The organism is Bradyrhizobium sp. HKCCYLRH3073 (assembly GCF_051167995.1).
Taxonomy (GTDB): domain Bacteria; phylum Pseudomonadota; class Alphaproteobacteria; order Rhizobiales; family Xanthobacteraceae; genus Bradyrhizobium.
Window position 1 is genome coordinate 221,632 of sequence record NZ_JBNPUD010000005.1, and the last position, 20,529, is coordinate 242,160.

The window sequence follows — 20,529 nt, forward strand, 5'->3', positions numbered from 1 at the left end:
GGGACTCGCCGAAGGTTAAGCGGCCGTCGCTCGTTGAGAAGATTTTATCCATCAAGCTTTACCTGATGGCTAGCCCGTCCCGATAGGCATGTCGCCCGAGGGCGAAGGACATGCGCAGGCTGATATCGAAATCGAGGCCGTTGTTCGGGCGGGTCGACCGGACCGTCGACAGGATGGTTCGGCTGATCGGACATTTCGGCAGTGCCGCGATCGGCCTCTCGGCGATCGCGCTGGTGTGGGCCGGCATCTTCTACACGATCTCCGAAGAGTATACGCGCACCGAGCAGTCGGCGCTGAAGAACGGCGCCAATCTGGCCCGCGCGTTCGAGGAGCAGATCATCCGCTCGATCCGCGCGGCAGATCAGACCTTGCTCTACGTCCGCGACTCCTATGCCAGGGACCCGCACAACTTCGACATGTCGCTATGGTCGAAGAACAGCCAGTTCCTGTCCGACTTCTCGTTTCAGGTCGTCGTGATCGGCAAGGACGGCATCATGCTGTCTAGCAACATCGATCCGAAGATGCGCGGCCTCGACCTGCGCGACCGCGAGCACTTCCGCGTTCATGCCGACGGCAAGGATGATTTTCTCTTCATCAGCAAGCCGATCTTCGGCCGTGTCTCCAACAAATGGTCGATCCAGTTGACCCGCCGCATCATCATGCCGGACGGTTCGTTCGGCGGCGTGGTGGTGGTCTCGCTCGACCCCGAATATCTGTCGAGCTTCTACAATTCGGTCGATCTCGGCAAGAAGGGCAATGTCACACTCCTCGGTCTCGACGGCATCGTGCGCGCACGGGCCTCGGCCGGTCCGGGGGGCGTGGGATCCTCGCTCGCCGGCAGCCCGGTGATGAGCGCCATTCAGCACAGAAGCAGCGGCTTCTACACCTTCAAAAGTCTGATCGACGGCATCACGCGCATCTACTCGTTCCAGCGCATCAAGGATCTGCCGCTGGTGGTCATCGTCGGTCAGGCCTCCGAGGAGATCTTCAGCGCCTTCAAGCTCAACCGCGATCGTGATCTGCTGGTCGGGGCGTTGCTGACGGTGGTCATCGGCATCATCACGATCCTGATTGCGCGCTATCAGGCGGGACTTGCCGCCTCACGCGATGCCGCCGAGGCAGGTACGCGGGCGCGCTCCGAATTCCTGGCGATGATGAGTCATGAGATCCGCACGCCGATGAACGGCGTCATCGGCCTTGCCGATCTCTTGCTGTCGGCGGACCTCGCGCCGGAGCAGCGCAAGATCGCGACAACCTTGCGCGAGTCGGCCGATTACCTGCTGCAACTGCTCAACGATGTCCTCGATTTCTCCAAGCTCGATGCCGATCGTCTGGAGATCGAGCACATCGAGTTCGACCTGCACCGGTCGGTGACGGCGACCGCCGAGTTGCTGGTGTCCCGCGCTAGGGAAAAGGGCCTGCAACTGACGACGTCGATCGCGCCGGACGTGCCGAACTACGTGGTCGGCGATCCCGCGCGGCTGCGCCAGGTGCTGTTCAACCTGGTCGGCAATGCGCTCAAATTCACCGAATCGGGCGGCGTCCATATCGATGTGCGTGCCGAGAACCTTGCCGGGCCGAACCTGACGCTGGTGTTCTCGGTCGCCGATACTGGCGTCGGCATTCCCGCAGACGCCGTCAGCCGGCTGTTCAAGCAGTTCTCGCAGGTCGACAATTCCATCTCGCGCCGCTTCGGCGGCACCGGTCTGGGGCTCGCGATCTGCAAGCGCCTCGTCACCTGCATGGGCGGCGACATCAAGGTACAGAGCAAGGTGGGCGAGGGCAGCACCTTCACCTTCTCGATCCAGGTCCAGCCGCAGCCGGACGTCGAGCAGGTGAGCGCGCCCGAGGCGACCATCGTGCCGGTCGGCGAGACGATCGCCGAGGAACGTCCGGGCAGCCTCGCGCCGCTGAAGATCCTCGTTGCCGAGGACAATCTGACCAATCAGTTCGTCATCAAAAAGCTCCTGGACAAGCTTGGTCACGGCTACGACATCGTCGAGAACGGCACGCAGGCGATCGCAGCCGTGCAGAAGCAGCCTTACGACCTCGTGCTCATGGACATGATGATGCCCGAGATGGACGGGCTCACGGCGACGCGGATGATCCGTTCGCTGCCGCCGCCCGCGCAGGACATCTACATCGTCGCTCTGACGGCCAACGCCACCAGCCAGGATCATCTGGCGTGCACCGACGCCGGCATGAACGACTTCGTGACCAAGCCGGTCACGCGCGATCGACTGAATGCCGCTCTGCTTCGCGCGGCCGCTGCTACACACAAGGAAAGGCTTGTCGCATGACCGACTGGGTGCAATTCGACGAATCCGTCTATCAAATCCTGGTCTCCGAGCTCGGCGAGGAGGATGCGCTGGAGGTCCTGCGCACGTTCCTCGACGACACGTCCGGAAAGTTCGGCACGCTTGCGGCCAAGTTCGAGGATCGCCTCGAACTCAGGCGCGAGGCGCATTCGATCAAGAGCTCGTCGGCGACGTTCGGTTTCTCGGCGCTGTCGCGCCTGTCGCGCGAACTCGAGGTGGGATCGGCGACGATGGAGCCGGCGCAGATGCTGGAGATGGTCCACAAGATGCAGCGATCATTCGATCAGTCAGCCGTCTTCGCCGCGGCGAACCTGCTCAAGTCCGGATCGTCGGTCGCTTGAGCGAGGTCGGCGTCGTCTGCGGCGCTGCTGTTTACCTTTCATTATGCCTACCGAATTCAGTAACTCGTCCTTAATGGCGGACATTTAGTGTCGTGACATGCGGTCCAGAAGCACCGCGTCGGTCCGGCAGGGTCCGTGGTTTGCGTACGCGGTGGAGTTGACTCATGGATATTATGACGAGTGCGGGGCTCGTGGCTGGCGTGATCGTCATCGCGACGATGATGCTGCTGGGCGGCGATCTCGAGATGTTCGTCAGCGAGCACGCCGCAATCATCATCTTCGGCGGTTCGATCGCAGCCACCATGATTCGCTTCCCGCTGGGCGTCATGCTGCACGGTGTTCCGCTTGGAATGAAGTACGCTTTCACCATGAGCCGCCTGTCGGCCCGCGAGCTCGTCGACGAGCTCGCCCGCATCGCCGAGATCGCGCGCAAGCAGGGCCCGGTCGGCCTGGAAAAGGTCGAGACCGACGAGCCGTTCCTCGCCAAGGGAATCCGATACGTGGCCGACGGCTACGACCTCGAATTCATCCGCGACAATCTCGAGCGTGACCGCGACAATTTCCTGATGCATCTGGACGAAGGCAGCAAGATCTATCGCGCCATCGGCGACTGCGCCCCGGCGTTCGGCATGGTCGGCACGCTGATCGGCATGGTGCAGATGTTCGCCAACATGACCGACCCCTCGAAGCTCGGCCCGTTCATGGCGACCGCGCTGCTCGCGACCCTGTACGGCGCGCTGGTGTCGAACCTGATCTGTCTGCCGATCGCCGACAAGCTGCATGGCAAGCTGCTGGACGAGGAAACCAACCGGACGCTGATCATCGACGGAATCCTGATGATCCGCGACTCCAAGAGTCCCGCCCTGGTCCGCGAAATGCTCCTGGCCTATCTGCCGGAGAAGCATCGCCACGCCGAAGGCGAGCCCGTGCCGGCCTGATCGGCTGCGGCGGGGCGATCCGGGGTGGGGTAGGCAATGGCCAAGAAGAAGCGGGGCGATGCGCATGGCGGCGGTCACGGCTGGTTCGTGACCTTTGCCGACCTGATGGGACTTCTGGTCAGCTTCTTCGTGATGCTGGTCGCGTTCTCGACCATGGACAACGCCAAGCTGAAGGTCGTCGCAGGCTCGATGCGCGACGCCTTCGGCGTGCAGACCGAGTCGCGCTATTCGGGCATCGTGGAATCCGACGGCCTGCCGACCCGGCCGAAGCTCAAGAACGCCGCCCACATCTCGCCGGAGGAGACCGCGCGCGAGCCGAGCCCCGAGCAGGAGGAGCGCCAGCATACCAATGGCGCCAAGCTGAAGATCGATCGCCAGTTCGCGCTGGCGTCCGCCTCGCTGCGCCAGGCGCTGCAGGACATGCCGGAGATGACCGAGATCTCCAAGCACATCATGTTCGAAGAGACCAAGCAGGGTCTCAACTTGGAGATCGTCGACCAGGACGGGCGGTCGATGTTCGCTGATGGCTCGAAGGTGCCGTTCGACCGCACGCGACGCCTGATCGAGAAGCTGGCTGCCCCGCTCAAGGCGACCCCGCTTCGGGTCCAGATCACCGGGCACACGGCCGCCGGCTTCGTTCCCGCCCGCAGCGACTATGGCGGCTTCGACCTGTCGGCGGACCGCGCCAATGCGGTGCGCCAGATCCTGGAGCGGGAAGGGCTGCCGGCGAGCCACATCTATGCCGTCTCCGGCAAGGCGGACACCCAGCCGCTGTTTCCCGACGACCCGTCGCTGGCAGCCAACCGCCGCGTGACGATCACCCTGATGCGGGAAGACCCGCCATTGCCGCCCGATCTGAAGCCGTAGCCGGGATGCTTCGCTTGCCGCATCATAATGCCGCATGGCGGCTTGCGAACGGCAACGAAGAGCATCAGCGGGCACTTGATTCGCCGGGGGTAGATCCGACATCTGCCTCAGGATGCCTGGGCTAAAGGCACTTGCCGCGATGCGGCATGCGACATCCGTGTCAGCCATGCCGTTTGGTTGCGACCTGGGAACAGCGGTCTGCTTACGCTAGAGACTTGACCTGCGAACGGTCTACGTTCACACGCGCCGGGCCAAACAGAGAAGATGCGTTCCGAGCAACATGACGGCCAGCGCGACATCGACCGAAGGACAGGACACCGCGAGCACGTCGGGGTTCTGGGGGCTGACGCTAGGCAGCATCGGCGTGGTGTTCGGAGACATCGGCACCTCGCCCCTCTACGCCTTTCGCGAGGCCGCGCACGGCGCCGCTCAGGGGCAGCCGGTGTCGCGGATCATCGTGCTCGGGGTGCTCTCGCTGATCCTCTGGTCGCTGTTCATCGTGGTGACGGCCAAATACGTCCTGCTGCTGCTCCGCGCCGACAACAACGGCGAGGGCGGAACGCTGTCGCTGATGGCGCTCGGACAGCGGGCCTTGGGTCGGCGCAGCCTGTTCCTGATGTCGCTGGGCGTGATCGGCGCTTCGATGTTCATCGGAGACTCGATGATCACGCCGGCGATTTCGGTGTTGTCGGCGGTCGAAGGCCTCAAGCTCGCGGCGCCCGCGCTCGAGCACTACGTCGTGCCGCTGACCGTGTTCATCCTGGTCGTACTGTTCGCGGTCCAGAGCAAGGGGACGGCGCGCGTCGCCTCCGCCTTCGGCCCGGTCATGGTCACATGGTTCACCACCCTCGCCCTGATGGGACTCGTCCACATCCGCGACGACCCCTCCGTGCTCGCGGCGATCAATCCCTATTATGCGGTGCAGTTCCTGCTCTCGCACGGCACGATCGGCCTGGTCACCCTGGGCGCGGTGTTCCTCGCGGTCACCGGCGGCGAGGCACTCTATGCGGATCTCGGTCATTTCGGCCGCAAGCCGATCCAGTCGGCCTGGCTGTTCTTCGTGCTTCCGGCGCTGCTGATCAACTATTTCGGGCAGGGCGCACTGGTGCTGTCCGATCCTGCCGCGATCGAGAATTCGTTCTACCGGATGGTGCCCGAACTGCTGCTGCTGCCGCTGGTGGTGCTGGCCACCGCCGCGACCGTCATCGCGAGCCAGGCCGTGATCACGGGCGCCTATTCGCTGGTCAGCCAGGCGGTCCAGCTCGGCCTGCTGCCGCGTTTCGAGGTGCGCTATACGTCCGAGAGCCATGCCGGCCAGATCTATCTGCCGCGGGTCAACCGGTTGCTGCTGATCGGCGTGCTGCTGCTGGTGCTGCTGTTCCGGACCTCGAGCAATCTCGCCTCCGCCTATGGCATCGCAGTGTCCACCACCATGGTCGCCGACGGCATCATGGGCTTCGTGGTGATCTGGAAGCTGTGGAACTTGCGCGCGGCCGTGGCGGCCGCCGTGATCGCTCCCTTCGTCATCGTCGACATGACCTTCTTCAGCGCCAACCTGCTGAAGCTGCTCGAAGGAGCCTGGGTTCCGCTGCTGTTCGGTGCCGCGATGGTCGTGACGATCTGGACCTGGCGGCGTGGTTCGGCGATCCTGGTGCTCAAGACGCGCAAGATCGAGGTTCCGCTGGATGACCTGATCACCAGCCTGGAGAAGAGGCCTCCTCACATCGTCAAGGGCACGGCGGTGTTTCTCACCAGCGACCCGACCTCGGTGCCGACCGCATTGCTGCACAATCTCAAGCACAACAAGGTGCTGCACGAGCACAACGTGATCCTGACCATCGAGACCGCGCAGACGCCGCGGGTCGATGTCTCGGAGCGCGTGCGCATGGAGAAGATCAGCGAGAAGTTTTCCAAGGTGCGGCTGCGCTTCGGATTCATGGAATCCCCGAACGTGCCGCGCGCGCTCGCGGTGGCGCGCAAGCTCGGCTGGCAGTTCGACATCATGTCGACGTCGTTCTTCGTCTCGCGCCGCTCGTTGAAGCCATCGTCCCAGTCGGGCATGCCGACCTGGCAGGACCATCTCTTCATCGGTCTGAGCCGGTCGGCCAACGACGCCACGGACTATTTCCAGATTCCCACGGGCAGGGTCGTCGAAGTAGGTACCCAGGTAACGATTTGATCGCTGGACTTCCCTGACGGCTCGTGCATGCTTAAATGCATGGCTGAGGCGCATTCCCGACGGGTCCGTCGTAACGCGCTGCCGCTATAAGCCGCGCGCTCTGCCGCGTTGTGCAGTGAAGCATTAACGAGTCCTCGAGGGGGCTACCCCATGACAGTCGACGTCGCAGCTACGCCCGCGGAAGCGCCGGCGACCAACGGGCATGGCAACGCCCATTCCACGGCGAGCTTCGCGGCGCTGACACTGGGAAGCATCGGTGTCGTCTATGGCGACATCGGCACCAGCCCGCTGTACGCGTTGCGTGAAGCGGTCTTGGCTGCGAGCAGCAGCGGCGAGCCTGCGCCTCACGCCGTGATGGGGGTGATCTCGCTCATCCTGTGGGCTCTCATCGTCGTCGTGACCCTCAAATACGTCGTGATCCTGCTGCGCGCCGACAACCACGGCGAGGGCGGCACCCTGGCGCTGATGGCGCTCGCCCAGCGCGGAGTCGCGCGCGGCGCCAGCATCATCGTGCTGCTCGGCATCATCTCAGGCGCGCTGTTCTATGGCGATGCGGTGATCACGCCGGCTCTGTCCGTGCTGTCGGCGATCGAGGGCATCAAGCTGGTCACGGCAGCGTTCGAGCCCTACGTCGTGCCGCTGACCGTCGTGATTCTGGTCGCGCTGTTCGCTGTCCAGGCGCGCGGAACGGCCAAGGTTGCGGCGTTCTTCGGTCCGATCATGCTGATCTGGTTCCTGGTGATCGGCATTGCGGCGTTGCCGCCGATCCTGCGCCATCCCGAGGTGCTGTGGGCAATCAACCCGCTGAATGCCGTGACCTTCATGCTGCATCACGGGATCATCGGCTTCGTCACGCTCGGCGCGGTGTTTCTGGCCGTCACCGGCGCCGAGGCGCTGTACGCCGACCTCGGCCATTTCGGCAAGCGGCCGATCCAGACTGCCTGGCTGTTCATCGTGCTGCCATCGCTGGCGCTGAACTATCTGGGGCAGGGGGCGCTGGTGATCGCCGACGCGAAGGCGATCGAGAACCCGTTCTTCCTGATGTTCCCGGAGTGGGCGCTGATCCCGATGGTCGCGCTCGCCACCATGGCGACCGTCATCGCGAGCCAGGCCGTCATCACCGGTGCCTATTCGCTGACGCGGCAGGCGATTCAGCTCGGCCTGCTGCCACGCTTCGAGATCCGCCACACCTCCGAGGCGCATTCGGGCCAGATCTACATTCCGCGCATCAACAAGCTGCTGCTGATCTCGGTCATGCTGCTGGTGCTGATGTTCAAGTCATCGAGCGCGCTCGCCTCGGCCTACGGCATCTCGGTCACCGGCACAATGGTCGTCACGGCCATGATGGGCTTCGTCGTGATCTGGAAGGTCTGGCGATGGTCGCCGATTGCGGCGGCCGCGCTGATCGCGCCGTTCCTGTTCCTGGATCTGACCTTCCTGGCGGCGAATCTCCTGAAGGTGTTCGAAGGCGGCTGGGTGCCGCTGGCGCTGGGCGGCTTCGTGATGACGCTGATGTACACGTGGCGGCGCGGCAGCCGGCTCTTGTTCGACAAGTCGCGCAAGCTCGAATTCCCGCTCGCCGATCTCGTGACCATGCTTGAGAAGCGTCCGCCGCAGCGGGTGGCCGGCACGGCCGTGTTCCTGACCAGCGATCCCTTGAGCGCGCCGACCGCGCTGATGCACAGCCTCAAGCACTACAAGGTGCTGCACGAAAAGAACGTCATCCTGACGATCGAGACCGCGCCGACGCCGCGCATCGAGCCGTCCGAACGGGTTCGCCTCGAGCAGATCAGTCCGACGTTTTCCAAGGTGACGTTGCGCTTCGGCTTCATGGAATCGCCCAACGTGCCGCGCGCACTTGCGATCGCGCGCAAGCTCGGCTGGCAGTTCGACATCATGTCGACCTCGTTCTTCCTGTCGCGCCGTGCGCTGAAGCCGGCTGCGCATTCAGGCATGCCGCGCTGGCAGGATCACCTGTTCATCTCAATGAGCCGCTCCGCCAACGACGCGACCGACTATTTTCAGATCCCGAGCGGACGGGTGGTGGAGGTCGGCACCCAGGTTACGATCTGAGCTCGAGACCCGTCTCCTCAGCGTGCCGAAGCGCTTGATTTTCGTAGCGTCTGGGGTGAGTTTGGCGACCAGATTGGGGCCGATATGGCCCTGCTGAAGGCTTGGAGGATGGGCGTGGCTGTTGTGCACGATTTGACCCCGCAGGACGTGGCCCAGGGGATCGCGGAAGGGCGAATTCTTCTGGTTGACGTGCGCGAGCCGAATGAAGTTTCTGCGGAAGCCTATCCCGACGGCGTCGTCGTTCCGCTGTCGGGCTTCGACCCGAAGCTGATCCCGGATCCGCAAGGCAAGGACGTCGTGTTCGCCTGCCGCTCCGGCAAGCGCTCGGTCACGGCCTCGCTGGCCGCGCAGGCCGCCGGTCTGCCCTACGACAAGCATCTCCAGGGCGGTATGCTCGGCTGGAAGGCGGCTGGCCTGCCGACCAGGACTGGCGGCTGACAGGCGATCATGATCTCGCAGAACAAGGTCTTTGCCGACCTGCCCGTCACCATTTTCGAGCAGATGTCGCAGCTCGCGCGCGACAACGACGCGATCAATCTGGGGCAGGGCTTTCCCGACGATCCGGGTCCGGAGGATATCCGCCGTGCCGCGGCCGACGCGGTCCTCAACGGCTACAACCAGTATCCGTCGATGATGGGCCTGCCGGAGCTGCGCCAGGCCATTGCCGCGCACTACAAGCACTGGCACAAGCTCGATCTCGATCCGATGAGCGAGGTCATGGTCACCTCCGGCGGCACCGAGGCGCTGACGTCGGCGATCCTGTCGGTGGTGGAGCCGGGCGACGAGGTGATCTGCTTCCAGCCGGTCTATGATTCATACTTGCCGATCATCCGCCAGGCCGGCGGCATTCCGCGCCTCGTCCGTCTGGAGCCGCCGCACTGGCGGCTGTCGGAGGAGATGCTGCGGCAGGCGTTCTCGCCAAAGACCAAGGCGGTGCTGTTCAACAACCCGCTCAACCCGGCCGCGGTGGTCTACCCGCGCGAGGATCTCGAGCTGCTGGCGCGCTTCTGCCAGGAGTTCGACGCGGTCGCGATCTGCGACGAGGTCTGGGAGCACGTCGTGTTCGACGGCCGCGCGCACATCCCGCTGATCACCATTCCCGGCATGCGCGACCGCACCATCAAGGTCGGCTCGGCCGGCAAGATCTTCTCGCTGACGGGCTGGAAGATCGGCTTCGTCTGCGCCGCGCCGCATCTGCTGCGCGTCGCCGCCAAGGTGCATCAATTCCTGACCTTCACGACGGCACCGAATCTGCAGGTCGCGGTCGCCTACGGCCTCGGCAAGTCGGACGACTACTTCATCAACATGCGCAGCGAGCTCGCGCGCAGCCGCGACCGGCTCACGGCCGGTCTCGAAAGCCTGGGCTTTCCCGTGCTGAAGGCGCAGGGGACCTACTTCCTGACCGTCGACCTTTCGCCGCTCGGCCTCAACGAGACCGACGAGCAGTTCTGCCGTCGCATCGTCAACGACTACAAGGTGGCCGCCATCCCGGTGTCGGCGTTCTACGAGACGAATGCCGTGACGTCCGTGGTGCGGTTCTGCTTCGCCAAGAAGGACGCCACCCTGGATACGGCGCTGGAGCGCCTCTCGGACGCCATCCACCGGCGCTAGGAGACACGAGTGATGACGCGCGGCTGCATGGGTTCGGCTCTGGCGCTGGCTGTCGCGGCGCTGACGCTCACGGGGGCGGCCGGTCGCGCAGAGGAGCGTGTCGTCAACTTCTACAACTGGTCGAACTACATGGCGCCCGGTGTCCTTGACGACTTCACCAAGGAGACCGGCATCAAGGTGGTCTACGACACATTCGACGCCAACGAGACCCTGGAGACGCGGCTGCTCGCCGGCAAATCCGGCTACGACGTCGTGGTGCCGACCGCGTACTTCCTGCAGCGCCAGATCAAGGCCAAGATATTCCAGCCGCTCGACAAGTCGAAGCTGCCCAATCTCGTCAATGCGTGGCCCGCCGTGACCGAGCGTCTGGCGACCTACGACCCCGGCAATCAGTTCGCCGCCAACTACATGTGGGGCACGACCGGGATCGGCTACAACGTCAAGGCGGTCGAGAAGATCCTGGGGCCCGGCGCGCGGATCGACAGCTGGGACATGGTGTTCAAGCCGGAGAACCTCGCCAAGTTCAAGGACTGCGGCGTCCACATGCTGGATTCCGCCGACGACATCTTTCCGGCGGCGCTGAACTATCTTGGCCTCGACCCGAACTCGACCAGGCAGGCCGATCTGGAGAAGGCGGCCGAGGTGGTCGGCAAGGTCGCACCATCCGTGCGCAAGTTTCATTCGTCGGAATACTTAAGCGCGCTCGCCACCGGCGAGATCTGCCTCGTCGTCGGCTGGTCCGGCGACATCATGCAGGCGCGCAGCCGCGCGGAAGAAGCGAAGAACGGCGTCGAGATCGGCTACGCAATCCCGAAAGAGGGCGCGCAGATGTTCTTCGACAATTTTGCGATTCCCACTGACGCTCCGCACGTGGCCGAAGCCTATGCGCTGATCAATTATCTCTACCGGCCCGAGGTCGCGGCCAAGAACTCCGACTTCCTGTCCTATGCCAACGGCAACCTGGCGAGCCAGAAGCTGATCGATCCAAAAATCTTTGGCGACAAGAACATCTATCCGGATGAGACGACGCTGAAGAAGCTGTTCGTCATCACCGCCCGCGAGCCCGCGACGCAGCGCGTCATCAACCGGCTCTGGACGAAGGTGAAGACCGGGCGGTAGCCAGCGCTGCTGCCGGCATTGCGAACGCTGCGAAGCAATCCAGGGCTGAGAAGAAGATCTGGATTGCTTCGTCGCGTTGCTCCTCGCAATGACTCCGCGGGATTACCCCAGCCGATGCATCGCGCAGAGCTTGTTGCCGTCGAGGTCGCGCAGATATGCCAGATAGAGTTTGCCGGCGGAGCCTTCACGAACGCCGGGCGGATTTTCGCAGCTGGTGCCGCCGGCTTCGAGCCCGGCTGCATGCCAGGCGTCTGCCTGCTCAGGTGAGTTGCAGGCAAAGCCGATCGTGCCGCCATTGGCGTGCGTGGCCGGCTCACCGTTGATCGGCTTCGACACCCCGAAAATGCCGGTCGGCGTGATGTAGAAGATGCGGTGGCCGTCGACCCGTGCCGGCCTCACGCCGAGCGTTCCCAGCAGCTTGTCGTAGAAGGCCTTGGCCTTGTCGAGGTCGTTGGTGCCGATCATCACATGCGAAAACATTCGCGCTTGTCCTCCCTGCAGCTTCCGAACAGCCGTCGGATACGCGACCAAGGTAGCGAGCGTCGATGGATGAGGTAAGCGTTTTCTTTGAACGGCCCGTCAGCGGTAAGTGGTGCTGCAGCGCTGCTTCCCCGCAGCGGAGTTTGTCCGGGCGCGGGCTACCGCCAGCGCCGATGCAGCCAGAGCCATTGCTCGGGATATTCGCGGACCCAGCTCTCGACGACGTCGGTGATCGCCTGTGTCGTGCCCTGGATGTCGATCTGACCATCGGCCGTCCGGACCGGCTTCACCTCCTCCGAGACTTCGGCGCGGAAGCGGTTGCCGGGAAGGCGGATGATGCGGACGCCGTGCACGGGGCATTCGACCTGGCGTAACAGACGGGCCAGCATCGGATTGGCGCGGGTCTTGCGGCCGAAGAAGGTGACCTCGACGCCACCGGTCAGGTACTGATCGACCAGCATGGCAACGTGCTGGCCGTTCTTCAGCGCCTGTGCCAGCCGCAGCGGCGCGTCGCGGCCGGCCGGGACCAGTGTGCCCATCTTGACCTGCCGTATCTCCTGGATGATGCGGTCGGCGGCGGCGATGTTGGGCCGGCGATAGAGGATCGCCGTATCGAGCTTGTGGGCGACCGCGGCGAGCGCCGGCATCTCCCAATTGGCGAGGTGGCTGGCAAAGATCAGCGCCGGCTTGCCGTCGAGACGGAGCTGATGAAACAGCTCATGGGTGCGCGGCGACAGCTCGATCCGGCTGCGCTCCGGATGAGCCTCGTCGTAATCCCAGATCTTGTCGAGATGGGCGAACTCGGCGCCGACGCGGCCGAGATTGTCCCACACGCCGGCGAGGATTTTCTCGATCTCCTCGGGCGATTTCTCCGGAAAGGCCGCCGTGAGATTGTCGCGGCCGATGCGCTGCTCGCGCAGCCGCGGACCGATCCACTGCGCGAGGCGCGCGAAGCGGTCGGCCGTCTTCTGCGGATCGAAATAGCGCGTGGTCCTGAGCATGCCTACCGTCAGCGCGCCGACGGCGGACGCCCCGGCCGACTTCACGGCTCGGCGGATCACGAGCTTGGTCCGGAGGGGCAGGAGACTCATCGATGTGACAGGCGGATCAGGCCGGTTCGCGCGTCAGGATCAGCGAGGCGTTCTGGCCGCCGAAGCCGAACGAATTCGACATCACGGTGGTGACGCGCGCATCGCGGGCCTTGTTGCCGACGACGTCGAACAGGATCGCGGGATCCGGAATGTCGTAGTTGATGGTCGGCGGAATACGCTGATGCTCGAGCGTCTGCAGCGAGAAGATCGCCTCGACCGCGCCGGCCGCCGAGATGGTGTGGCCGACCATCGACTTGTTCGACGACACCGGGATCTTGCCGGTGTGCTCGCCGAACACGGCGGAGACGCCGACATATTCCATCTTGTCGTTCTCGGGCGTGGCGGTGCCGTGGGCGTTGATATGGTCGATCTGCTCCGGCGCCATGCCGGCATCGGCGAGCGCCTTGCGGATGCAGCCGATGATCGGCTTGCCGTCCGGCGAGGAACGGGTGCGGTGGAAGGAGTCGGTCAGCTCGCCGCAGCCGGCGACGACGCCGAGGATCTTGGCGCCGCGCGCCACGGCCGCGTCGTAGCTTTCCAGCACCAGCGCACCGGCGCCCTCGGCCATCACGAAACCATCGCGGTTCTTGGAGAACGGCTTGGAGGCGGCCTGCGGCGGGTCGTTCTGGGTCGACAGCGCCGACAGCAGCGAGAAGCGCACGAGCCCTTCCGGATTGACCGAGCCTTCGGTGGCGGCGCATAGCGCGACGTCAGTCTCACCGCGCCGGATGGCTTCGACGCCGAGCTGGATCGCGGTCGCGCCGGAGGCGCAGGCAGTCGACAGCGAGATCGGCGAGCCCTTGGTGCCGAAGGTGTCGGACAGCGAATCGGCGACCGAGCCGAACAGGAAGCGGTGGTGATAGTTGACGAACTTGCCGCCGCCGCAGACCTTCAGCAGGTCGTCATAGGTGAACTGAGTGCCGCCAACCTCATGCGCGAGCTCCAGGCGCTGCGGCCACTCGATCTCGACGGGCGCCACGGCGAGAAACAGCGGGCCCGGGAAGTCGCCCTTGCTGCCGATTCCAGCCTGCGCGATGGCTTCCTCGACGGCCATGTGGCCGAGCCGCTCGGACAGGCCCGTCGACGTGAACGGCGCCACGGGGACGAAATCGACCGTGCCGGCCATGGTCGTCTTCAAGCCGTCGATCGGAAAGCGCGTGATGGTGCGGATGCCGGACTCGCCGGCCACGAGCTTGTTCCAATTATCGGACTTGCCGGCCCCAAGGGAGGTGACGATGCCCATCCCGGTCACGACCACGATGGGGCGTCCAAACTTGTCGCGTACACTCATGATGTCCCCCGTCGCGTCTTCTTAAGGCCGTACCGTGTTCACTTGACTGCTTCGACCAAGGCCATGCCTTCGCCGCGGTAGTGGCCGGCGCCGACCACCACGATCTGGGTCGGAGCCTCCTTCATCTCTGCCTCCACACCCGAGGCGTCGCCCGGTGCGAACAGGGCGCCGCGCGAGATCGAAAGTGCGGCAAGCGCCAGACCAAGCGCGAAATGCGCTTCCATCGTGTGGCCGAAACGGGTCCCGCTCGAGCGCACCGCGAACGCCTTGTGATGGTCGAGGAAGGCGCGCTCCTCCGAGGTCACCGGCTCCGCACCGGTCGCGCCCGTGATGATGGCGCCGGGGGCCTCGTGGACGTCGAGCGCCGACCATAGACGGTCCAGCGTTCCGGTCACCGCGCCTGCCTCCTTGCGGCGGGCGCGGTCGGCGACGACCTTGCTGAGCCGCGCCAGCGGCTTGGCGCCGCGGGCCTCCGCATGCGGCTTGGATTCCAGCACCAGGAACGCGCCGGCCGATCCGAGCGCGAAGCCCGGATGGTCCTTGCGGGACCAGACCGGCTTGAATTCGTTCTTCAGATTGTAGTCGCCGAACTCGTACAGCACGAGCAGATCCTTGCGCTCGCCATTGTGCGAGCCGCCGACCAGCGCGATGTCGCTCTGGCGGCCGGCGATGCGGGCCAAGGCGATCTTGAACGCGTCGACGCCCGCAACCTCCTCGCCCATGAAGGTGCGCGAGGTGCCGCAGACGCCGTGCGAGATCGCGATGTTGCCGGCGAGCAGGTTGGACAACTGCGCCAGGAACAGGGTCGGGCGCAGGTCGCTCATCAGCCGGTCGTTCAGGAAGCCGGGCGTGCAATTGCCCTGGGCCTCCGCGTTGAGGATCGCTGTGTCGACGGAGATGTCGCGCTCGCCGCCGCCCGCGGCCACGATCATGTCCATCCGGGACAGGATGTCCTTGTTGCCCTTGAGGCCGGCGGAATCCAGCGCAAGCCCGGCGGCATAGGTGCCGATGCGCTGCCACGCCTCCATCTGGCGCTGCTCCTTCTTCGGGATCTGCGCTTCCAGATTCACCTTGGCCCAGGGATGCACGATGTAGGGTGCAAAACCCTGCTCGTCGACGTTGATCTGGCCGGCGTTGAGGGCCTCCCAGTTCGCATCGAGTCCCTCGCCGAGCGAGGTCGCAAGGCCGATACCGGTGATCCAGACTTCGACGGGCTCGGAGGTCACGGCTGTCGTCTCACTCATCGCTGTAGGACCTGTTGCGGAAAGCCGACGCGCTCGGCGACGGCGTCCATGTGTCCGCGCAGCTCCGGATTGGGGAAGGGGACGTGGCTGAAGGTGATCGTCGCGTTCGAGCGTAGCTTGCCGCCGACCTTCACGCGCGCTTCGGTCATGGCATAGCCGGAGCCCTCGTGCAGCACGTTGGCCTCGACGGTCAGCACCTCGCCCGGCGACACGAAGCCGCGCATCTTGGCCTCCTTGACCGCGGCGAGGAACGGCATCCGCTCGAACTTCATGAGCGCGAGCAGCAGCCAGCCCGATGTCTGCGCCATCGATTCGATCAGGAGAACGCCGGGCATGATCGGATAGCCCGGGAAATGCCCTTCGAAGATCGTGCTTTCGGTGGGGACCTTGGCTTCGACGGTGATGGCCTTCTCGTCCAGCCGAAGATCGAGAATGCGGTCGATGAGCAGGAAGTATTCGATCTGCATGGCAGGCGCTCACGCGCCCTTGGCGGCGACCAGCTCGTCGATGCGGGCGCACAGGTTCTTCAGCACGAAATACTGCTCGGTGCTGGCTTTGCCGTCGTTGACTTCCTGCGTCCACTTCTCGAGCGGCAGCTTGATCCCGAAGGCCTTGTCGATCGCAAACGCGATGTCGAGGAAATCGAGGCTGTCGATGCCCAGATCGTCGATGGCGTGGCTATCCGGCGTGATCGTGTCGCGCGGGATGTCGCAGGTTTCAGCGATGATCGTGGCGACCTGATCGAATGTTGAGGACATCACTAAGCCTTTGATATTTTGGAGCTAATCCGGTAGGTGGCGACGGGAGGACACCGCGCCCCCGGGGGCGTCTGATGCGAGCCCTTTTACCCCCGTCGCCCGGGGAGTCGTGTGCCCGTATATCGGAGCGACGCGGTGAGTTCAATGGAGCCGGACACGGCGGTTGTGGCGGGATTGTGATGCCCCGCCGGCCGCGGCAGCCGCGTCCAGCAGGGGATCAGGGCGTGTAGGTCTCAGTGATGATGCGGGCGCAGTCGCGCCGTCCGGTCAGCAGGCAGTCCTGGGTCTTGCGCAGGTCGGCAATGCTCATCGCCAGCCAGATGCCGATCGCGGTCAACGCGACCGTGAAGGCGATGGCGGCGATGTTGGCCAGGATGCGGTGGCGGAAGTCATCGGGCTCCTCACGCGGCTGCTCATACCGGGAGAGATCGAGTGTCGGCTGCTCGCGCCGGTGCAGCTGAATCGGCGGACTGCCGCCCTCGGCCGCGCGCCGCACCGGACTGCTGCGCGGCCGGAACGGCACCACGCGATGCTCTTCCTCCGCTGCAATGGGGCGCTGGGACTTCATGCCTCGACTCCGATGGTCCTTTTTAGCACGCGGGCCCAACCTCTCACAAAGAAACTTTGCCATAATTGAGCTGCATCAGCAAAACATCTCCCTCCTCGGATGCATCCAGTCGGCGCCTGCTCCGCGGGTGATTGGAACCTGCCGCGGTCGGTCCGAACGGCGTCGCAGCTCGGGGAAGATGCGCTGGAACGGCTCGGCAGGCGTGGCATAATGCTGATCATCCCCCTGGAAGCCCAGCCATGGCCAATACCCGCGAGCCGCTGCTTCATCCCGTGCCGATCCTGTCGCTGCGCCCGACCCAGATGACCGTCGGCATGCGCGAGGTGAAGGAGAAGCGCGAGCGCTGGCGCGAGCACAAGTCGAAGAAGAAGCAGGCCGAGCTGCTCGGCAAGCACATGATCCCGGTGGTGCTCGGTCCCGACGAGCGGCACTACGTCGTCGACCACCATCACCTCGCCCGCGCGCTCCATGACGAGGGCGTCAAGGATGTGCTGGTCACGGTGATCGGCGACCTCTCGATGGTCGATCGGGAGGCGTTCTGGGGCGTGATGGACAACAAGCGCTGGGTCTATCCTTACGACGCCAAGGGCGTGCGGCGGCATTTCAAGGACCTGCCGAAGACCGTCGCGAATCTGAAGGACGATCCGTTCCGCAGCCTGGCCGGTGAGCTGCGCCGCGCCGGCGGCTTTGCCAAGGACACGACGCCGTTCAGCGAGTTCCTATGGGCCGACTTCCTGCGCCGCAAGGTCAAGCGCAAGACGGTCGAGACCCATTTCGCCGCCGCCATGGAGCACGCCCTGGCGGCCGCAAAGAGCCACGACGCGGTCTATCTGCCCGGCTGGTGCGGGCCGGCGTCGGACGACTGATCGTCTCACTTGGTCTTCGGCAGCCGCCCCATCAGGTAGAACTCGTCGTTGGGCCGCATGCCTGTGACATTCGCCATCCGGTTCGACAGCGCGAAGAATGCCGCGATTGCGGCGATGTCCCAGATGTCGTCGTCGCTGAAACCGTGGCCGGCCAGCGCCTTGAAATCGGCGTCCCCGACGGTCTGCGCCTCGAGCGCCACCTTCATCGCGAAATCGAGCATCGCCCGCTGCCGCGGCGTGATGTCGGCCTTGCGGTAGTTGATCGCGATCTGGTCGGCGATCAGGGGACTCTTGGCGCGGATGCGCAGGATCGCGCCATGCGCGATGACGCAATACTGGCACTGGTTGGCGCTCGAGGTCGCCACCACGATCATCTCGCGCTCGGCCTTGGTCAGCCCGCCGTCCTTCTCCATCAGCGCGTCGTGATACGCAAAGAACGCGCGGAACTCGTCCGGCCGGTGCGCGAGTGTCAGGAACACGTTGGGCACGAAGCCGCTCTTCTCCTGCACGCCGAGCAGCCGGGTGCGGATGTCGTCCGGCAAGGCGTCGATTGCGGGAACGGGAAAGCGGCTGATGGGAGCTTGCGTCATGGCAACGGGTCCGGCGTGCGTGGCAGGGGGCGAACCTTAGTCGATCGCCGCGCAGGCGCAACGGTCCAGCTCAGCCCATCACCTTGCTTTTGGCGACGTGCCCGCAACGCCTCCTCGGGGCGTCATCGACCGGGATTTGAGAGCGGCGGCCGCCGTGTTTAGCGCAGCGGCTTCTTCAACAGGGAGAAGCGGTCCGGATCGAGCCCCATCGACGGCTGCAGCATTGGCGCGTCCAGCGATGCGGACATACTTCCTCGATCCCCGAGGTTGCCGGCGCCGCCGTCGCCGCTCGAGGCGTCCCGGCTCGAGGTCGCTCCGCGCCAGCGCTCCAGCACGGCACTGACGAAATGCATGTCGTGTCCGGCATTCACCGAGCGGACGGTGGCGATCGTCGCCTCGCTGCGCGGCAATTGATGCAGCGGCACCTCCTTGAAGCGCAGCCGGGTCGGCAGCGCGACGCCTTCGCCGAACGCCAGCACCTCGCGGGTGCCGAGCGAGGGGACGAAGGAGAGCAGGTTGGCGGCGGCGTCCGACACCGCCGAGCGCAGCAGCGACTGGTCGCGCTCGTTGGCGAGGCGCATCGTGAACAGCGTGTTGCACTGGGAGATGATGGTGGCGTCGAGCTCGGCCGGCCGCTGGGTGATCAGGCCGAGATAGACGCCGTATTTCCGGCCTTCCTTGGCAATGCGCGAGATCGCCTTGCGGGTCGGGCCGAAGCCGATCGAGCGGTCGGCGGAGGCGTAGCGGTGCGCCTCCTCGCAGACGAACAGCAGCGGCGAGACGCCGTCGCTCCACAGCCCGAAATCGAACGCCATGCGGCACACCACCGACACGACGGAATCGACAACCTCGGCCGGGAAGCCGGCGAGCTGCATCACCGTCATCGGCCGGCCATTGGCGGGCAGGCGGAACAGATGGCTGATGACCTCGGCCATGGTGTCGCCGCCGACATTGGCGTTGTCGAACATGAAGGCGTAGCGCGGGTCGTTGCGTACGGTCTCGATGCGCGAGATCAGCTTGTGATAGATGATGCGCGAGGAGCGGTTCTCGAGCTTGCCCATCCGCTCGTCGATCAGGTTGATCAGGTCGACGAGGCGGTAGGGCACCGGCGTATCGACGGTGTAGCCGACCATCTTGGGGTCGACGCGCTTGAGCCCGATGCGGTCCGTGTTCTGGTACTGGGTGTAGATGCCCTTCGCCAGCGGGATCACTTCGGCCAGGATGTCGAGCTCTTCCGGCACGCCGGGCCGGCCGCCGAACAGGACGTCGACGATCTCCTCGAAATTGAACAGCCAGAACGGCAGCTTCAGGTTGCGCGGGTTCAGCACCAGCGCTTTTTCACCAAAGCAGCGGCCATATTCGTTGTGGACGTCGAGCAGGAAGATGCGCAGGTTCGGCCGCGCCTTCAGGATCTCGTTGAGCAGCAGCGACACGCCGGTCGATTTGCCCACGCCGGTCGATCCAAGCACCGCGAAATGCTTCGACAGCATTTCCTCGACATTGACACAGGCGCGCACGGAGGTGTCCTGCTGCAGCGCGCCGATGTCGATGTGGTCGCCGGCGGTCGGCGTGTAGATCGTGCGCAGCTCCTCGCTCGTGATCATGTCGACGGCGTCGCCGATGGTCGGGTAGTGGGTGACGCCGCGTTGGAACTTGGGCCGTTCGGCCGGCCCGAGAATCTCGCCGAGCAGGTCTACCGACGCCGTCGCGACGTATTCGCTGGCATGCGAGAGGTCCTCGCTGGTCACCTCGGTGATGATCGCAATGATCGTGGCGCTCGGGCAGCGAATGCTGATGAAACGGCCGACTGTCGCGCGGATATCGGAGACGTTCATCTGCTGTTTCGACAGAATGCCGACGCGGGCCTGGGAGCCCCGCACCGAGATCACGCGTCCGAAGGATGTCACGGTCATGAAACCTGTGGTGAATTGTTGAGCTGACACCTTCTCTGCTGGGACTGGAAAATTTGTTAAGCGGGCAATGTTTGTGAACGCGCCGGCGCCCGGTCCGGCCGTCGGAGGGGCGCGCGGGGCGTTGCGATCGCGCCTCCTCAATGGGGCCTAACACTTTGGAGTGTAAGGATTTCTGCATCCTTCCCTAAAGCGTTGCGCGAGCCGTTCGGGTTAACGTCCGGTTCACCATCTCCAAGGCTCTTCCTTCAGGGCTCTTCGGCGCTGGACGCCCCGACCCCGAAA

19 protein-coding genes are annotated in these 20,529 nt (G+C 64.7%); 10 read left to right on the forward strand and 9 right to left on the reverse strand.

Features of this window, described 5'->3' with window-relative positions:
• Positions 1-110: 110 nt before the first annotated feature.
• The 9 genes from ACQR1X_RS14805 (at position 111) to ACQR1X_RS14845 (ending at position 11,446) form a co-directional block, all read left to right on the forward strand.
• On the forward strand, positions 111-2,300 hold the full coding sequence (locus tag ACQR1X_RS14805; protein ID WP_315803097.1) for a hybrid sensor histidine kinase/response regulator: 2,190 nt from the start codon (positions 111-113) through the stop codon (positions 2,298-2,300).
• Positions 2,297-2,659: an Hpt domain-containing protein gene (locus ACQR1X_RS14810; protein ID WP_315803098.1), complete on the forward strand. Its 363-nt coding sequence runs from the start codon at positions 2,297-2,299 to the stop codon at positions 2,657-2,659. Before ACQR1X_RS14805 ends, ACQR1X_RS14810 begins: the two co-directional genes overlap by 4 nt.
• A 164-nt stretch (positions 2,660-2,823) precedes the next feature.
• The gene (locus ACQR1X_RS14815) at positions 2,824-3,597 is read left to right on the forward strand and encodes a motility protein A (RefSeq protein WP_315714499.1); all 774 of its coding nucleotides are present in this window, start codon (positions 2,824-2,826) and stop codon (positions 3,595-3,597) included.
• 36 nt (positions 3,598-3,633) lie between these two features.
• Positions 3,634-4,464 (forward strand): flagellar motor protein MotB, encoded by an 831-nt coding sequence (locus ACQR1X_RS14820; RefSeq protein ID WP_315803099.1) that lies wholly within the window; start codon positions 3,634-3,636, stop codon positions 4,462-4,464.
• A 280-nt stretch (positions 4,465-4,744) separates the two neighbouring features.
• Complete coding sequence (locus ACQR1X_RS14825; protein ID WP_434899096.1) at positions 4,745-6,643, forward strand: potassium transporter Kup; 1,899 nt, start codon at positions 4,745-4,747, stop codon at positions 6,641-6,643.
• 150 nt (positions 6,644-6,793) lie between these two features.
• On the forward strand, positions 6,794-8,716 hold the full coding sequence (locus ACQR1X_RS14830; protein WP_315803101.1) for a potassium transporter Kup: 1,923 nt from the start codon (positions 6,794-6,796) through the stop codon (positions 8,714-8,716).
• 108 nt (positions 8,717-8,824) lie between these two features.
• Positions 8,825-9,154 carry a rhodanese-like domain-containing protein gene (locus ACQR1X_RS14835; protein ID WP_315714496.1) on the forward strand — a complete coding sequence of 110 codons (330 nt, stop codon included), beginning with the start codon at positions 8,825-8,827 and terminating at the stop codon, positions 9,152-9,154.
• A gap of 9 nt (positions 9,155-9,163) precedes the next feature.
• Positions 9,164-10,327 (forward strand): aminotransferase, encoded by a 1,164-nt coding sequence (locus ACQR1X_RS14840; protein WP_316180694.1) that lies wholly within the window; start codon positions 9,164-9,166, stop codon positions 10,325-10,327.
• A gap of 12 nt (positions 10,328-10,339) precedes the next feature.
• Positions 10,340-11,446 carry a polyamine ABC transporter substrate-binding protein gene (locus tag ACQR1X_RS14845; RefSeq protein ID WP_316180696.1) on the forward strand — a complete coding sequence of 369 codons (1,107 nt, stop codon included), beginning with the start codon at positions 10,340-10,342 and terminating at the stop codon, positions 11,444-11,446.
• 102 nt (positions 11,447-11,548) lie between these two features.
• On the opposite strand, the gene ACQR1X_RS14850 is transcribed toward ACQR1X_RS14845, so the two are convergent.
• From ACQR1X_RS14850 to ACQR1X_RS14880, 7 genes are all read right to left on the reverse strand, one after another.
• Positions 11,549-11,926: a VOC family protein gene (locus ACQR1X_RS14850; protein ID WP_315803104.1), complete on the reverse strand. Its 378-nt coding sequence runs from the start codon at positions 11,924-11,926 to the stop codon at positions 11,549-11,551.
• 158 nt (positions 11,927-12,084) lie between these two features.
• Positions 12,085-13,017: a lipid A biosynthesis lauroyl acyltransferase gene (locus tag ACQR1X_RS14855; protein ID WP_315803105.1), complete on the reverse strand. Its 933-nt coding sequence runs from the start codon at positions 13,015-13,017 to the stop codon at positions 12,085-12,087.
• Positions 13,018-13,033: 16 nt separating this feature from the next.
• Positions 13,034-14,308 (reverse strand): beta-ketoacyl-ACP synthase, encoded by a 1,275-nt coding sequence (locus ACQR1X_RS14860; protein WP_409997940.1) that lies wholly within the window; start codon positions 14,306-14,308, stop codon positions 13,034-13,036.
• 38 nt (positions 14,309-14,346) lie between these two features.
• Positions 14,347-15,552 (reverse strand): beta-ketoacyl-ACP synthase, encoded by a 1,206-nt coding sequence (locus ACQR1X_RS14865; RefSeq protein ID WP_315803106.1) that lies wholly within the window; start codon positions 15,550-15,552, stop codon positions 14,347-14,349.
• Positions 15,549-16,019 (reverse strand): 3-hydroxyacyl-ACP dehydratase FabZ family protein, encoded by a 471-nt coding sequence (locus ACQR1X_RS14870; RefSeq protein WP_315803107.1) that lies wholly within the window; start codon positions 16,017-16,019, stop codon positions 15,549-15,551. The genes ACQR1X_RS14865 and ACQR1X_RS14870 overlap by 4 nt, the downstream gene beginning before the upstream one ends.
• Positions 16,020-16,028: 9 nt before the next feature.
• Positions 16,029-16,310 (reverse strand): acyl carrier protein, encoded by a 282-nt coding sequence (locus ACQR1X_RS14875; RefSeq protein WP_006609130.1) that lies wholly within the window; start codon positions 16,308-16,310, stop codon positions 16,029-16,031.
• A 217-nt stretch (positions 16,311-16,527) separates the two neighbouring features.
• Positions 16,528-16,878 carry a hypothetical protein gene (locus ACQR1X_RS14880; RefSeq protein WP_315803108.1) on the reverse strand — a complete coding sequence of 117 codons (351 nt, stop codon included), beginning with the start codon at positions 16,876-16,878 and terminating at the stop codon, positions 16,528-16,530.
• Between the two features lie 239 nt (positions 16,879-17,117).
• On the opposite strand from ACQR1X_RS14880, the gene ACQR1X_RS14885 reads away from it, so the two are divergent.
• Positions 17,118-17,744: a ParB-like protein gene (locus ACQR1X_RS14885; RefSeq protein ID WP_315803109.1), complete on the forward strand. Its 627-nt coding sequence runs from the start codon at positions 17,118-17,120 to the stop codon at positions 17,742-17,744.
• Positions 17,745-17,749: 5 nt separating this feature from the next.
• Here the strand turns inward: ACQR1X_RS14885 and ACQR1X_RS14890 are convergent, their stop codons facing one another.
• Together ACQR1X_RS14890 and ACQR1X_RS14895 are read right to left on the reverse strand one after the other, a co-directional pair.
• Positions 17,750-18,334: a peroxidase-related enzyme gene (locus ACQR1X_RS14890; RefSeq protein ID WP_315803110.1), complete on the reverse strand. Its 585-nt coding sequence runs from the start codon at positions 18,332-18,334 to the stop codon at positions 17,750-17,752.
• A gap of 158 nt (positions 18,335-18,492) precedes the next feature.
• Positions 18,493-20,247, reverse strand: a complete 1,755-nt coding sequence (locus tag ACQR1X_RS14895; RefSeq protein WP_315803111.1) for an ATP-binding protein — start codon at positions 20,245-20,247, stop codon at positions 18,493-18,495.
• Positions 20,248-20,529 lie beyond the last annotated feature (282 nt).